At 70.3% G+C, this 15340-nt stretch carries 11 protein-coding genes and 1 pseudogene; 9 read left to right on the top strand and 3 right to left on the bottom strand.

Features of this window, described 5'->3' with window-relative positions:
* Window positions 1-233 precede the first annotated feature (233 nt).
* The gene (locus tag ACIOC1_RS01460) at window positions 234-680 is read right to left on the bottom strand and encodes a universal stress protein (protein WP_355336477.1); all 447 of its coding nucleotides are present in this window, start codon (window positions 678-680) and stop codon (window positions 234-236) included.
* A 235-nt stretch (window positions 681-915) separates the two neighbouring features.
* On the opposite strand from ACIOC1_RS01460, the gene ACIOC1_RS01455 reads away from it, so the two are divergent.
* From ACIOC1_RS01455 to ACIOC1_RS01420, 8 genes are all read left to right on the top strand, one after another.
* Window positions 916-1716 (top strand): VOC family protein, encoded by an 801-nt coding sequence (locus ACIOC1_RS01455; RefSeq protein ID WP_401851054.1) that lies wholly within the window; start codon window positions 916-918, stop codon window positions 1714-1716.
* Window positions 1717-1926: 210 nt separating this feature from the next.
* Window positions 1927-2436, top strand: coding sequence for a signal peptidase II (locus tag ACIOC1_RS01450; protein WP_355336475.1), 510 nt, complete (start codon window positions 1927-1929; stop codon window positions 2434-2436).
* A 390-nt stretch (window positions 2437-2826) separates the two neighbouring features.
* Window positions 2827-3579, top strand: a complete 753-nt coding sequence (gene uppS / locus ACIOC1_RS01445) for a polyprenyl diphosphate synthase (protein WP_401305192.1) — start codon at window positions 2827-2829, stop codon at window positions 3577-3579.
* Between the two features lie 395 nt (window positions 3580-3974).
* Window positions 3975-5423, top strand: coding sequence for an oxygenase MpaB family protein (locus tag ACIOC1_RS01440; protein ID WP_401851952.1), 1449 nt, complete (start codon window positions 3975-3977; stop codon window positions 5421-5423).
* Between the two features lie 130 nt (window positions 5424-5553).
* On the top strand, window positions 5554-6228 hold the full coding sequence (locus tag ACIOC1_RS01435; protein ID WP_391042365.1) for a cyclic nucleotide-binding domain-containing protein: 675 nt from the start codon (window positions 5554-5556) through the stop codon (window positions 6226-6228).
* Between the two features lie 180 nt (window positions 6229-6408).
* Window positions 6409-7347, top strand: coding sequence for a hypothetical protein (locus ACIOC1_RS01430; protein ID WP_401851050.1), 939 nt, complete (start codon window positions 6409-6411; stop codon window positions 7345-7347).
* The gene (locus ACIOC1_RS01425; RefSeq protein ID WP_401851048.1) at window positions 7344-9485 is read left to right on the top strand and encodes a hypothetical protein; all 2142 of its coding nucleotides are present in this window, start codon (window positions 7344-7346) and stop codon (window positions 9483-9485) included. The genes ACIOC1_RS01430 and ACIOC1_RS01425 overlap by 4 nt, the downstream gene beginning before the upstream one ends.
* Complete coding sequence (locus ACIOC1_RS01420) at window positions 9482-10414, top strand: hypothetical protein (RefSeq protein WP_391042370.1); 933 nt, start codon at window positions 9482-9484, stop codon at window positions 10412-10414. The genes ACIOC1_RS01425 and ACIOC1_RS01420 overlap by 4 nt, the downstream gene beginning before the upstream one ends.
* 39 nt (window positions 10415-10453) lie before the next feature.
* Here ACIOC1_RS01420 and ACIOC1_RS01415 read toward each other — a convergent pair.
* Window positions 10454-10892: pseudogene (locus ACIOC1_RS01415) on the bottom strand (hypothetical protein).
* A 222-nt stretch (window positions 10893-11114) separates the two neighbouring features.
* Here ACIOC1_RS01415 and ACIOC1_RS01410 point away from each other — a divergent pair.
* On the top strand, window positions 11115-14342 hold the full coding sequence (locus ACIOC1_RS01410; protein ID WP_401851045.1) for a family 78 glycoside hydrolase catalytic domain: 3228 nt from the start codon (window positions 11115-11117) through the stop codon (window positions 14340-14342).
* Window positions 14343-14854: 512 nt separating this feature from the next.
* Here the strand turns inward: ACIOC1_RS01410 and ACIOC1_RS01405 are convergent.
* Window positions 14855-15220 (bottom strand): hypothetical protein, encoded by a 366-nt coding sequence (locus ACIOC1_RS01405; protein WP_355336472.1) that lies wholly within the window; start codon window positions 15218-15220, stop codon window positions 14855-14857.
* Window positions 15221-15340 lie beyond the last annotated feature (120 nt).

Genomic DNA, 15340 nt, shown 5'->3' with positions numbered 1-15340 from the left:
GTTTTCCGGTGCTGCCGCTTGTCTTCCGGTGCCGCCGCCTGTCCTCCGGTGGCGCCGCCCGTCCTCCGGTGCTGCTGCTTGTCCTCGGTGGCGCCGCCCCCGTCCGCGTACGGCTTCGGGCGCGGCCCCGCGTAAGGCTCCGGGCACGACGCTGCCCGCCGTCCCCGGCCGGGTGCGGAACCGGGGGTGGCGGGCAGTGGGGCGATCCGGAAAGGGGAAGGGGAAGGGGCAGGTCAGGCGGTGGCCCCGGCCTCGCTGTGGACCAGCAGGACCGACACGGGAGACGACTTCGCGACGGCGCGGCTGACGCTCGGGTGCAGAAGCGCGGAGATGCCGCTGTAGTGGCCGGGGCCGACGGCGATGAGGTCGCTGCCGAGGGCTTCGGCGCGCTCGACGAGTATCGCGGCCAGGTCCTCGGTCAGGCCCTCGTCCACCTCGCCGTCGGCGGTGATGCCGTCCGCGCGCAGCCGCGCGAGCGCGTCGTCCACGACCTTGCGGCTCTCGGCGCTCTCCTCCACCGGCACCACCGTGCTGGTGATCCCTCCGGAGATCACCTGCGACGGCCGGATGTGGATGACCTGCACCGTCCCGCCGGTCAGCTTGGCGAGCGCCGACACCGCGTCGAGGACGGCACTGCCGTGGGCCGAACCGTCGACGGCGGCGAGGATCTTCTTGTACATGGGGTCAACTTCCTTGTCCGAAGGGGTCTCACGGGAGGTGCGGCCTCCGTACTTCCTCAGCCTCCGGCCGCCGGGCGCGCATTCCCGGATCGGTGGTGACCATGGCCACTTCGTACGTTTCCGCTCTCCGTCGCCCGTCACCGTTGCCTCGCCGTGCGGGGAGCGCGAGGACTGACTAGCGTGGAGATGTACGTAAGTGACGTACGTCACATTCGTGGGGACGGAGTCGCGGGTCATGACTGATTTCCCGGAAGGCGCACCGTGCTGGGTGGACGCCATGTTCGTGGACCTGGAAGGGGCCAAGCGTTTCTACGCCGACGTGCTGGGCTGGACGTTCGGGGAGAGCGCGAGCGAATTCGGCGATTACGCGCAGGCGTTCTCGGACGGGGAGGCCGTCGCGGGCGTGGTCCCGCCGATGCCGGGAGAAGAGGGGAAGTCGGCCTGGAACTTGTACTTCGCCACCCCGGACGCGGCGGCGACCGCGGAGAAGGTGAAGGCGGCGGGCGGCGAACTGCTCATGGAGTCCATGCAGGTGGGCCGGCTCGGCACGATGGCGCTGGCCAAGGAGCCGACCGGCGCGGCCTTCGGGCTCTGGCAGCCGGATCAGCACAAGGGCTTCGCGAAGGTGGGCGAGCCGGGCGCCTTCTGCTGGGCCGAGTTCTTCACGCGCGAGCCCGACGTCACGGATGCCTTCCTGACGAAGGCGTTCACGTATTCCGCGCAGCAAATGACCGACGCCGGGGTGGACTTCAAGGTCTTCAAGGTCGGCGGCAGCCCGAATCCGGTGCTCGGCCGCATGACCATGGGTGACGAATTCCCGCCGGAGGTACCGGCGTACGTGAACGTCTACTTCGCGGTCGGCGACTGCGACGCCGCCGTACAGAAGGCCGTCGACCTCGGCGCCACCCTCCGCTTCGGCCCGATGGACAGCCCCTACGGCCGGTTCGCCGCCGTCACCGATCCGCAGGGCGCGAACTTCTCGGTCATCGACACCGCGCGGACGGTGGGGGAGATGCCGGCGCCGGCGGAGGCGTAGGGGTTTCGTCGCCGCTTGTCCGCCGGGCCAGGGTGGCACGGGCAGGGCGGGGCGGGGCCGGTCACGGGGGCGTGCGGGCGGCAGGTCGGCGCGGGGCCGGGCCGGTCCCGGGGGCGTACGGGCGGCAGGTCGGCGCGGGTGCGGGCCCGGGTTTCGGCGGGCGGCCACGTACGCTCGATGGGGGACGGGGCTGGGATCGGGAGGTGTGCGGTGCGGCGTACGTACCTGCTGTGGGCGACCGCGGCCGTCGGGCTCGTGGTGGACCAGACCACGAAGGCCGTCGCGGCGGTCGTGGTCGAGGGGCACGAGGCCAGCCACGCGTTCGGCGGCGCTGTGACCTTCACCGCCATCCGCAACTCCGGCGCGGCCGGTTCCTTCGCACCCCGCGCCACCCTCGTCTTCACCTTCCTCGCCCTCTGCGTCCTCGTCTTCATCGCCCGCGTCGCCCCGGCCGTCCGCTCCACCGGCTGGGCCCTCGGCCTCGGCTTCCTTTTCGCGGGCGCGGGCGGCAACCTCGCCGACCGGCTCTTCCGCACCCCCGCCTTCGGCCGCGGCGCCGTCCTCGACTTCATCCAGGTCGGCAACGGCGGCATCTTCAACCTCGCCGACCAGTGCGTCACGGCCGGCGCCCTCTTCGTCCTCGTCCAGGCCTTCCGCGGCGTTCCGATGCGCGCCGCCAAATCTCCTGCCGGAGAGCCGGACGCGGTGGGCAGCGCGTAGCCCCCTGGCGGGTCGCCGTCTTGACGCGCGTCCTGGTCTGGACGCGGGGCCGCACTTCCACGGCCACTTGACGCGGCCCCGTCCTTCTGCGGCCTCTTGGCGCGGCCTCGCCTTTACGTGCCACGTAATTCCTGGTCAGGGACCAGGGCGTCAGGGAGCCAGGCGGCGCTGTCTCCGCGCGCCCCGGTGTGCCTCCGCCCGCGTGTCGCGGAGGCGGGGAATCGGACTGGCGTGCCATGGGTGAATATGCGCGGATCGGGATGTGCCGGAGGCCAAGTGCCAGGACTCTGTGAGGTGTTGATCCAATTGCGGTGACGGTGACGGCCGGGAGCACCTGTGACGGTGGAGCGAGACAGCGGCACTTCGGTCGTATGGGACACCGGAGTCCGCGTGGGCAGACAGCCGCGACGGGCCACGTCACCGACCCCGGCCCCGCGGCACGTCGCGTGTGTGATGGACGGGAACGGCCGCTGGGCGGAGAGCCGTTCGCTGCCGCGGACGGCGGGCCACCGCGCGGCGGAGACGACGGTGATCGACGTCATCGAGGCGGCGCGCGGAGCCGGGGTGGAGTGGCTGAGCCTGTACGCGTTCTCCACCGAGAACTGGAGCCGCCCGAGCAACGAGGTCGACTACCTGATGCGCCTGGTGCGCCGCGTCGTACGCAAACACGCGGCACTCCTGCACGCGCGCGGCATCCGCTGCCGCTTCCTCGGCGTCGCCGACCCGAGAATCCCGGCCCCGCTGGCCCGCGACTTCGCCGACCTGATGACACTCACCCGCACGAACCGCGGCATGACCCTGACCGTCGCGTTCGACCACGGCGGACGCGGCGACATCGTCGAGGCGGCCCGCTCCCTGATCCGCAGCGGGGTGTCCGCCGACGCCGTGGACGAGAGCCACTTCGCCGCACACCTGCCCTTCCCCGACACACCCGACGTCGACCTCGTGATCCGGACCTCCGGTGAACAGCGCATCTCCAACTTCATGCTCTGGCAAGTCGCTTACGCGGAATGGACCTTCCCCTCGGTGCTCTGGCCCGACTTCCGCGCGCCGCACTTCCTGGAGTGCCTGCACACGTACCAGCAACGCAAGCGCCGCTTCGGCGGCGTGCCGCCGCACGCGAACGGAGAGTCCCGCACGTGACGGAGACAGGCAGTAGCAGCAGCATCAACCGGCCTTCCAAGCGCGTGCGTTCGCGGGCGGCCGGGGCGACCGGCGTGACTGAGGCGGTCGGGGCGGCCGAGGCGGTCGGCACTGTGAAGCCGGACGCGGCGAAGCGGAAAGCGGTGAAGCCGCGGGCCGCGAAGCCGGACGTCGTCGAACCGCGGGCCGTCAAGCCGCGGGCCGTGAAGCCGAAGCCGGTGCAACCGGTGAAGCAGGTGAAGCCGGTGAAGCCGAGAGCGTCGAAGCCGGACGCCGTAGCACCGGACGCCGTAGGACCCGACCCCGTAGCGCCCGCCGCCGTAGCACCGGACCCCGTAGCACCGGACCCGGTCAAACCGCCCGCAGGGCCACCTCCGGCGGCGCCCGCCCCGCGGATCGAATCCCTCTTCGGCCCCGACTCCCAGTTCCACCGCTTCTTCAACGACCCCCGCTGGGGCCTGGCGGTGATCAGGGCGACGGTCCTGGAGGCGGCGCACCCGCAGATCGGCGCGGCCCTGGCCGACAACTCCACCTTCGTCGCGCACCCGTGGCGGCGGCTGCGCAACACCCTCGTGAGCCTCCAGCGGATGTTCGGCGCGGACGACGCGGTACGGCAGCGGGAGGCGGCGCGCCTCAACCGCCTGCACGCGCGGCTCAACGGCGCGGACGCCCGGCACCGTCCGTACGACGCGATGGACCCCGAGGTCCGCGCGTGGGTGGTCGCGACGCTCTTCGAGAGTTCGGTCACGATGTGCCGGCTGAGCGGGCAGCCGCTCGACCAGACGACGATGGAGCAGCTCTACGCCGAATTCCAGGCGTTCCTCGGTGCCTTGGGGGATCCGGCGGGTCAACTGCCCCCTACACTGCCGGAGTTCTGGCAGTACTTCGACCGCATGGTCGAGGAGAAGTTGGAGAACACCGAGGCGCTGCGCATCATCCTCTACAAGCTCTTCGACCACCTCCCCGCGCCGCCCCTGCTGGACGGCCTGCCCACCGTCTGGGCGGCGGGCCGCGCGCTCGCCGGGCCCGTCATCGGGCAGATCACCGTCGCGTCCCTCCCCGAGCCCTTCCGCCGCCGCGCCGGTCTGCCCGAGATCCCCGGCGCCCAGACGCTGATGCAGGGCGCCTACATGGCCGCCGGCCTGGCCCGCTTCCTCCCCGAGGGCTGGATCAGGACCGAGACCCTCACCAACCTGATGGCCCTCACCTCCGACAGCGACGACCCCGCCTACGCCACGGTCACCGCCGTGCGCGACCGCATGAAGCAGGCGGGCGCCTTCATCCGCCTCGTCACGCCCTTCCCCGCCCAGCGCGAGTCCGCCGACGACGGCCCCACCTCCACCGGCACCTCCACACCGGGCGGATCGCGGCGCAGCGCCGACGAGTTCTTCACCGAAGTCCTCGACCAGACCGGCGACGGCTTCCTCGACTGGCCCGATCTCGCCGCCATGGCCCGCGAGTTGTCCTCCCGCCTCGACCTCGACGAGCCCCAGGAGACCAAGCTCTACAACGCCTACGCCGACTGGTGGCGCGAACTCCAGTCCGCCCTCGACACCGACGGCGACGGCCGCGTCAGCAGAGCCGAATACACCGCCGCCGCCCCCACAATCGCGGGCCCCGCCCTCATCCGCGTCGCCGAAGTCCTCTTCGACGTCACCGACAAGGACGGCAACCAGACCATCGACGCCACCGAATACCGCGCCCTCTTCCGCACCGCCTTCACCCGCACCGTCCCGGCCACCGCCTCCACCTACACCCGCTCCGCCTTCATCACCGACTTCCTCACCTTCATGTCCGCCCGCCACCGCTCCACCCCCTACGACCCCCTCCTCGCCGACGCCTGACATCCCCCACGCGGGGAACCGTTCGACGCCCGCTTACATCTGTCGCGTTCCGGGAGTAGAACCTTCTGTGACGCCACGGCCCCGGTCCGTGATCGCATGTACAGGTTCGTCGGTTCGAGGGAAGGTCCCCGTGCTGCCAGCGGAGCCGTGGCGCGACGTCATGAGCCAAGGGACGACACGGCGGTTTCGCCCGCGCAGCGTGATGCTGCGGCAGGGCGATCCCGGGACACATCTTCTGGCTCTCACCACCGGAATCGCGAAGGTTGTGAGCCGGGACCATCAGGGGGTCACGACACTGCTCGCCTTCCGCGGACCGGGTGACCTGCTGGGCGAGGTGTCGGTCTTTGACGGCAGGACGCGGATCGCCGATGTGATCGCGCTCAGCCCGTGCACGGCGGTGGTCCTGGAGGCCGAGCGCTTCCGTGCCTACGTCGAGCGGCATGGGCTGGTGATCGACCTGATGCGCCAAGCCATGCACCGGCTGCGTGAATCGGATCTGCTGCGCGCCGAGTTGCTCACCCTTCCCCTGGTGACCCGCCTCGCGCGCACGTTGGTGCGACTGGTCGAACTGGCGGGCTCGGGCCACGGTCGACCGATATCAGTACCGGCCACGGCACAGCCGGACTTGCCGGTCCGGTTGACCGGCCTCACGCAGGAAGAACTCGCCCAGTCCATCGGAGTGACCAGGAACGCCGTGGGCGTGGCGCTGCGCACCTTACGTGACGCCGGCGCAGTGGAGACGGCGCGACGGTCGATCGTGATCAAGGACCTGGACGGGTTACGGACGTGGGCCGATACGGCCTGACGTCCCGTCGGCCCGCTCTCCGCTCAGCCCTTGAAGGAGACGTGTCCGCTGTGACCGCGGTCACTCGCGGAGTGCCCTGCGCTGTGCAGAACGGCTCAAGACGTACGCGAATGCTGGGAGTCGGCCGCCAACCGGCAGTTGCACCGTCCAGAGCATCCGTCCGACGTCAGGAGCACACCTGTGAGCGTGACCGTTCCCGCCCCCTGGTCGCAGAGCCGACCGTTGCCTCCCTACCGCGCCCTCCTCGCGGTCGACGCGAAGGACTTCACCGGACTTCCGTCCGTTCTGCACGCCCCGGTGAGTGAGCTGATTCCCGAACTCGTCGATCGCGCACTGGAAAAGGCGGAGCTCAAGGACTTGAGGGACGCGAAGCGATTCCCGGCGAGTACGGGCGACGGCATCGTCTTCGGCTTCGACCCGATACATCTGCCCTATGTTCTCTGGCCGTTCCTGCCCGTACTCGACGAGATTCTCGGTCAGTACAACAGCTCCGAGGTGGGGCCGCGGATCAGGCTGCGGGCCAGCGTGCACGTCGGTCCGGTGCCGGACGCGGACGCCCCGGGCGACGGCAACGGCACCCCTCGCAACGACACACACAGGTTGCTGGACTCCCGGCAGGTCAAGGCGATGCTCGCCAATGCCAGCGAGCAGACCACGCACGTTGTCGCGATCCTCTCCAACCGTGTCTATGAGGATGCCGTAATCGGCGGATACACACAGTTGCACCCGGACCGCTGCACGGAGGTGCCCGCGACAGTGGACGGCAAGAACTTCGCCCAGCGGGCTTGGCTCTATGTCCCTTCGCCATCCGGGAACCTGCTCAGTGCGGGAGTTCCGGCGAGGGAGGAGCTCAAAGAGGCCCCCTCTGCCGACAGCGCTGACGCAGCGGTTGGTGCCCCGGCCGCTTCGGCAACGCCGGGTGTGCCACCGGCGGCCACGTATCACCGCAACAGCCAGGAAGTGAGAGACGGCAGCGCCGCGCTCATGGGGGGTGTGGGCGGGGACTTCAACTTCACGGGCCGGTCCACAACCCATCGCGCAGCCAACCAGCACTGGGGCAGCGGCGACAACGTCTCCGGCTCCAAGCACGTCGGCGGCGGTGCCGAGGACGACCGGTGACCGCGGAGACCGCAGACGCGCACGAAGTGCGCGGCGAGTGGGACATACCGCACCCTCGGGCCGAGGACGGCTCCGACCCGGCGCCCCAGCCCGCCGGGTCGGCTTCGTACCAGGGCAATCGGCAGCAGGTGGGCGCCGGTGCCGCAGCTCACATGGGCAATGTGGGACGAGACCTGAATCTTCTCATCTTCCGCGACGGCGAAGAAGCAGCCGAGAACATCCTCACCCCACGGCTACGCGAAGGCGCATACTCCGCAGCGGAGATCGAGGACCGGCTGCGCGGTTTTGTCGAGCCCCCGTCGTATCCCCGATGCCGTGCGGTGCTGGAGGACCGCGTTCTCCTGTTGCGGGGCGCCCGCGGCGCTGGTGCGGCCACCGCGGCGTTCGCCCTGCTCCGTGAGCGGTTCGGCGCCGACGGCATCACCGGCCTCGATGCCGGACAGGACCTGGCCCGCTGGCGTCCGTCCGCACCGCGTGGCTACATCCTCGCGGGCGCCACACCGCAGACCGTCGACGCGCTCAACGATGTCGTGCTGAGCGCGATGGCCGGTCATCTGGTCCACGCCGGGGCCGCTTTGGTGATCGTGGTGGACGACGATCTCGCCCAGTCGGTGAAAGCGCGAAATCGGCTGGTGGACCATGTGCGTCCGCGGGCGTACGACGTCGCCGCAGGACACCTGAAGTCCGCCGTGGAATCAGGTGAGTTGTCGCCGGATCACCTCTCATCCGCCTGGTCGTACCTCGATGACCCGGTGTTCGCCGGATACCTCGACGCGGACCAACTTCCGCAGTCCGGGGTGGATGTCGCCGAGGAACTGCGAGCCGTGGCGGCCGGCGCCCAATCAGTGGAGAAGGCTGTCACCAACCTGAGTCAGGGCGGCGCGGACGAGGTGTGCCAATCTCTGGACCAGGTGGCCGGTAAGCCGGACGAACTGGCACTGCTCGCGGCGGTCGCCCTTCTGCACGGGGAGGACCGCCAGTCGGTACAGACGTACGCGGCGGCGCTGCGCGAACGCCTCGGTAGGTGGGACACCACGCATGACCGAGCCGTCGACCTCGACGGCGACCGTACGCGTGTCCGCGATGTGCTTGGACCCGATGTCTACGGTGCCCGGCCGCCGAACGTGCTGGGACCAAGCTTCGAAAGTCGGCTGGCGTGTGTGGAGGCGCGACTCCTGCCACGCCGACTGGTCCCCGGCGACAGTTCCAACTACTGGTCCCAAGCCGTCGACTTCCCGGCCAGGCACCGTGCGGACCAGGTGCTCCGGCAACTCTGGTGGGATCGGGCGGGCATGGAAACCCACCTTTGCGCGGTCCTTCTCAGCCGCGAGTACCAGCCCGGATACGACCTGACCGCCGGGCGGTCGATCGGACGGGTTCTCTGCCATGCCACCGGTACCAGGCCGCTCCAGCCGCTCCAGGCGTTCGCGAAGTCGGGCCTGCGCTGGCACCGCCGGCTGGCGGCATACGCCCTCGGCGAGGCGGCGCAGAACGAACAGATGGTCGGCAGGGTGACGGCACAGGTGCGGGACTGGAGTCGGGTCGTCGATGTCAATCTCCGCTGCACAGTGGCGGAGACCTGCGCGGGCAGCTTTGGCCTGGGTCGCCCGGGTACCGCCCTGCAACTGCTGCACAAGGTGCTCGACGGCCCCGTCGAGCAGGAGACCATCAGGAGACTCTACGCGGCCGTGTCCTTCGCACTGAGGGCCCTGCTGACGGAGTCGGCAAACCGGGATCCGGTACTGCGCCGACTGGCCGAATGGTCCACCGCGCAGGTCGGCACCGGCCACCATGCCTACGCCGTGTACGTAATGGAACAACTCGGCCGCAGCGCCGTCGACGGTGGTCAGCGCACCGGCGCTCTCAAGCTGCGGCTCTCCGAACTGGTCGTGGAGCAGCCGGAGGCATTGGTTCCCCTGGTGATGGCGGCGTTGGAGAGTCCGGGCACGGACACCGTGATGTCAGCGGCGCTGACGGCCGTCGGCGAATCGCCCGACAGTCGCCACCGTGTCGCGCTGGCCGCCTTGCTCGAAACTCTCGCCGCCGAATCCACCGGGCGGCCGGGTGTTGTCGCCTTTCTCCTCACTTGGTACCACGCCCACTCTGCCGTCGGTCCTGCCGAATGGAGTCGCACATGAACGAGTCGCAGGTCTACGAGCCGCTGGTCGAAATGCCCACCTCCTCAGCGCTGTCGTGCCTGATCGCACTCCGGTGGAGTCGCGCCGTCCAGGCCCGCGCACTCGTGCTGTTGGACCCGAACGGGGAGGACCTCGTCGCCTACCCGAAGGACCGCGCGCCGGTGGGCTGGCACCCTCGGCTCGGCCTGATGAGCGCCTGGCGAGCGCCTGCGAGCGACGCGCGATGGGTGTCGCTGCGAGTACGCGAGTGCCAGGTGGAACCGCGGACTCGCGGTCGGGATTCGGGCGGCGAGTCCGGCCGAACGTATCCCCAGGGCCTGGCATGGTGGGTGAGCGATCCCGCCGTGGTCGCCCGACTCGCCCTCACCGAGGACGAGATGGTCCGGCGGATCGTCGAAAGCGCCTCGCTCAGTGGCGTCTGGCCCGGCCTGTCCGACGCGAGCCCTTCCCCCTTCAGCTCGGGGCGCCATGATCCCGGTAAGCCCTACCGCCTGGATCCACTGGGCGTCTCCTTCCGCTTCCGGCCGGGGCGCCCGGCCCTGTCGCCGCCACCGGCCCCGCCCGCGCTGCCGTCGCTGTGGGGGGCGGACCAGCACGAGGCGTACCGGTTCTATCGCGACGTTGTGGGCGGGGGTCCCCACGGCCTGGCGGCTCTGTGGCTGCTTTACCACCCGGACCAAGCCAAGGACGTCCTGCAATGGACTGTGGATCACCAGGGGTTGCTCGATGCCTCGGACAGTTGGGAGCACTCCTTGGCTTCGATGCTCCGGGAACTGACGGGAACTCATCGAGCCTTCATCGGCGTCAAGTTCGCGGAGATCCTCAGTGCGACTGGTGTGCCGCACGGCGAGGAGACGTTGGACCGAGTTCGCCGCGCGCAGGCCGCGGCGCCCGTGGACGCTCCAGGAGACTCGGCGTGGAGGTCGTAGGACCCGTCAGGCGGACTTGGCACTCTGGGCACGGCCCCATCACTCGCCCCTGTCGGGCAGTCGGCTCAGCCACTCGTCGAGCGCCGCGAAGTCCGTGGCCGTGAGGCCGCGGTGGGGGTCGACGCGGTGGAGCAGGGTGGGGGCGGGTCTTCCCGTGGAGGCCGGGGATGTCGTGGCTTTCGGAGGGGTCGGGCCAGGAGACCAAGGGGAGCTGGGGGAGGCCGAGGAGCGGGGAGAGGGAGATGTTGGCCTCGGATACCCAGGTGGTGGCCCACACCAGCTCGCACGGCAGGGCGCTCAGGCGGGCGCCCAGGGCGGGGTTGACCCGTGCCGACAGGGGGTTGGCGTCGGGCCCGAGCTGGCTCGTGCAGGTCGGGTAGCCGTCCGGGAGCTGCTTACGCGTCGCGCCGAAGGGGATGAGCGGTCCGTCGACGTCGAGGAAGAGCAGCGGGTGGGGGTGCGGGGCGGCGGCGGTCATGGCTGCACGGTAGGCGGTGGAGGTGGGGGGATGGGTGGGGGTGTCAGGGTTTCAAATACGTTTCAATTGGGTGGGGTTGATGCTTTGTGGTGGGGCTCTTGACCTTCGGTGGGTGGCCGCTTAGGTTCGCGGCCACGGACTTGAAACGATTTTTTCGTGGGCGACGCGTGGGGTCGACGCATGGGGAGATCGTGCCGAAGCAGAGATGCAGAGGAGACCCCGGTGATCGTGCGTGTGGTGACGGCGGTGCTGAGCTTGGTGGTCGTGGGGGTGGCGCCCGCGCAGGCCGGTGGGGCCGGGCACGGCGGCGGGGGCGGCGGGGTGCGGGCCGGGGGGTTGACGGTCGAGCATCAGACCGAGCCGCTCGGGGTGGACGAGGCCAAGCCGCGGCTCGGGTGGACGCTGAGCGCGAGCGGCGGCGCGCACGGCGCCAGGCAGACGGCGTACGAGATCGCGGTGTCGAGCACGCGCGACGGCCGCGCGGATGTGTGGGACAGCGGCGAGGTGCGCTCGGCGAAGTCCTTCGATGTCGAGTACGCGGGACGGCAACTGCGGTCGCAGACACGGTACTTCTGGCGCGTGCGGGTCTGGGACGGCGCGCACAAGGTGTCGCGGTGGAGCCAACCGGCCTCGTTCGAGACGGCGTTCCTCGATCCGGGCCAGTTCAAGGGCGGTTGGATCGGCTCGCCGACGAAACCGGCGACCACGACGCTCACCGGCGCGGACTGGATCTGGTACCCGGAGGGCAAACCGGCCGATTCGGCGCCCGCGGCCACGCGGTACTTCCGCCGCACCGTCGACCTCCCCGCCAACGCCGCCGTCACGGCGGCCCCGTTCGAGCTGACGGCCGACGACAGCTTCGTCCTCTACGTCAACGGCAAGGAGATCGCGCGCTCGCCGCAGGTCAGCAACTCCTGGAGCACGGCCACCGTCACGGACATCGCGGCCGACCTGCGGCCCGGCCGTAACGTCATCGCGGTCCAGGCCGTCAACACCTTCCCCGGCCCGGCCGGGGTGATCGGCACGCTGCACGTCGACGGCTCGGCGGGCGTCCCGCCCGACCTCGTCACAGACGCCGCCTGGAAGGCGAGCGACACCGCGCCGACCGGCTGGCAGCAGCCGGACTTCGACGACGCGGCCTGGCCCGCGGCCCTGGAGGCCGCGCATTACGGCGACGCGCCCTGGTACAGCTCGGTCGGCGTCCCGAGCCCGCCCGAGCCGCTGCTGCGCAAGGACTTCACCACCGGCGGCGTGAAGGGCAAGGCCCAGCGCCCCAAGAAGGTCGCGTCCGCCCGCGCCTACGTCGCCGGGTTCGGCTACTACAAGCTCTACCTCAACGGACAGCGCGTCGGCGACCACGAACTCGACCCGGCCTTCACCGTCTACGACAAGACGGTGCTGTACGCGACGTACGACGTCACCAAGTCCCTGCGCAGCGGCGGCAACACGCTCGGCGTGAGCCTCGGCCGCGGGTACTACGCGATGACGAACCCCGACGAGTGGAACGCCTCGCCCTGGCACAGCGAGCCGAAGCTGAAGCTCGAACTCGACATCACCTACACCGACGGCAGCACCCAACAGGTGACCAGCGACGGTAGTTGGCAGGCCGCCGACGGCCCGACGCGCACCGAATCCGTCCTGTACCGCGAGACGTACGACGCGCGGCTCGAACAACCCGGCTGGAACAAGCCGGGGTTCGACGCCACCGCCTGGAAGCCCGCGCTCCCCGTCACCGCCCCGGGCGGCACCCTCCGCGCGCAGGCGTTCCCGCCGATCAAGGTGACCGGCACCCTCCCGGTCAAGCAGGTCACCACGCCCAGGAGCGACGCGACGAGCACCGTCAAGGTGTACGACTTCGCCTCGCCCACGGCGGGTTGGGCGGACACCGCGCTGCGCGGCCCCGCCGGGTCCGTCGTCACGATCACGTACGGCGAGAAGCTGCTCGCCGACGGCACGGTCGACAACGCCGGGCTCCAGACGTACACGTACACGCTCAAGGGCGCGGCGAGCGGCGAGAGTTACCGCCCCAGCTACAGCTACGACGGCTTCCGCTACGTACAGGTCGCCGCGCCCGCGGGCGTCACCGTCACCTCCGTCAAGGGCGAGCGGGTGCACACGGCGGTCACCGCCACCGGCGACTTCAGCAGTTCGAGCGACCTGCTCAACCGCTTCCAGGACGCCCAGGCGAACACGACGCTGAACAACCTGCACTCGATCCCGACCGACACCCCGATGTACGAGAAGCGGCCGTACGACGCGGACGCGCATCTCACCGCCGACTCCGCCATCGCCAACTTCGACATGGAGAACTTCTACGAGAACTGGATGCGCGCCCACCGCGACGACCAGAACGCGGACGGCACGCTCGGCCACACCGTGCCCGGCACCGTCGGCGCCAAGGGCGTGAACGACCCGGTCTGGTCGGCGAGTTTCGTGCTGATCAACTGGGATCTGTACTGGTACTACGGCGACATCCGGCCGCTGGCGGACAACTACGCCGCGATGAAGCTGTGGCTCGACCACTACGAGCAGACCATCGCGAAGACGGGCAACGTCTACACCGGCTTCAGCTACGGCGACTGGGTCGCGCCCGGCGCCGCGTTCCCGCCGGAGGGCACCCGTCTCTCGGGCACCGCGTACATCCACCAGACGGCCACCATGATGGCCAGGATCGCCCGCGCCCTCGGACACGGCGCCGACGCCGCGCACTTCGACGCCTTCGCGACGACGACGGCGAACGCCATCAACGCGAACTTCTACGACGCCAAGGCGAAGGCGTACTACGACAACAAGGACGCGGGCTACCGGCAGACGTCCAACCTGCTGCCGCTCAGCCTCGGCATCGTCCCCGCGTCCGAGCGCGCGGCCGTCGTCGCCAACCTCACGAACGACATCAGGACCCGTGGCCGCCACCTCAACACCGGTGCGCTCGGCACCAAGTTGATCCTCCCCGTCCTCACCGACACCGGCAACGGCGACCTCGCCTACGACGTCGCCACCAACCCCACCTACCCCGGCTGGGGTTACTGGTTCCAGGGCCTCGGCGCCACGACCATGTGGGAGGAGTGGCAGGACACGTCACGCTCCCACGACCACGCCTTCCTCGGCACGGTCGACGACTGGCTCTACCAGCGCGTCGCGGGCATCGAGCCCGCCGCGCCCGGCTACACCCGGATCACGATCCGGCCCCACCCGGTCGGCGACCTCACCGAAGCCTCCGCCCACGTCGAGTCCCCGCTCGGCCGCGTGGCCTCCTCCTGGACCCTCGACCACGGCCGCTTCACGCTCCACGCCACCGTCCCCGTGGGCGCCTCGGCCCAGATCCTGGTCCCGGCCCGCACCCGCGCCGCCGTCCACGCCCCCTCCGACGCCCGGTTCACCGGCCTGAAGGACGGCTACGCCGCCTACGAGGTCGGGTCCGGCGACTACGTCTTCCGCGTCGCCGGCTGACGGCGGAGCGGCGGGGCGGCCCGACTGCGGAGCGGCGCGACTGCGGGGCGGCCCGGCGGCACCGGCCCGCCGCCGGGGCGGCGATATCCGGCCACGGCGGCAGGGGCTGGTGAGGGGGCCGCGCGAGGTGGTTCCCGTGGGGAATGTGGGGCCAGGGCCGGGGGCGGGAGAAATGGATTCCCCGTGCGTGGCGGGGCGCCGCCCTACATGTGTATGCGGCATGGCGCATGCCAAAACACCGTCCCGCGGAATCTGTCGACCGTGTGACGGGCGGGGTGGATGTTTTGGCTGAGGCCGGTTGGGGACCGTTGGGGCCGGGCTGAGGGGAAAGGGAATTCGGCGGGCGGAAATTCACCGACGGGCAAATTCCGTCCGCATATTCCGTCCGGCAGGGCCGGGGGTGCCGGGGGTGCCGGGGGTGCCGGTGGACCCCGGGGAGCCGGTGGACCCGACGCGGCGGATGGAGCAGGTGGAGCAGGTGGAGCGGCTGGGGCGGGTGGAGCCGGTGGGGCTCAGACCTCCAGGCCGTTCTCGACCTGCTTGAGCACGTGCCGCGCCAGGGCGAGGTTGGCCCGGCTCCGGTCGAGCGCGAGGTAGAGGAAGAGCGAGCCGGTGCTGCTGCCGAGCAGGCGGATCAGGTGGTACTGGGTGCCCAGCGTGATGAGGATGTCCTCGATCGTGTCGTCGATGGCGAGCATCGACAGCGTGCGGACCTTGGCGCGTACGACCTCGGTGTTGCCCGCCGCCGCCACCTCCAGGTCCAGGCCCCGGCCGCCGCCGAGCGTGCCGAGCGCCATGCCGCTCTCGTAGTCGACGAGCGCGACCCCGATGGCGCCTTCGACGGACATCGCTTCTTTGAGTGCCGACTCAATGTTCACGGGAATTCCCTTGGTTGTGCAGGTCCATGGGTGTCGCGGACCGTACGGGCGAGGATCGGCGTGAGCGGAAAACAGCTATGCGCGATCACAGGTGAAAGAGTTCGGCGTTAAAGTACTCTG

It is taken from the genome of Streptomyces sp. NPDC088197 (genome assembly GCF_044741185.1).
GTDB lineage: Bacteria > Actinomycetota > Actinomycetes > Streptomycetales > Streptomycetaceae > Actinacidiphila.
This window is presented reverse-complemented; position numbering and strand designations above follow the sequence as displayed.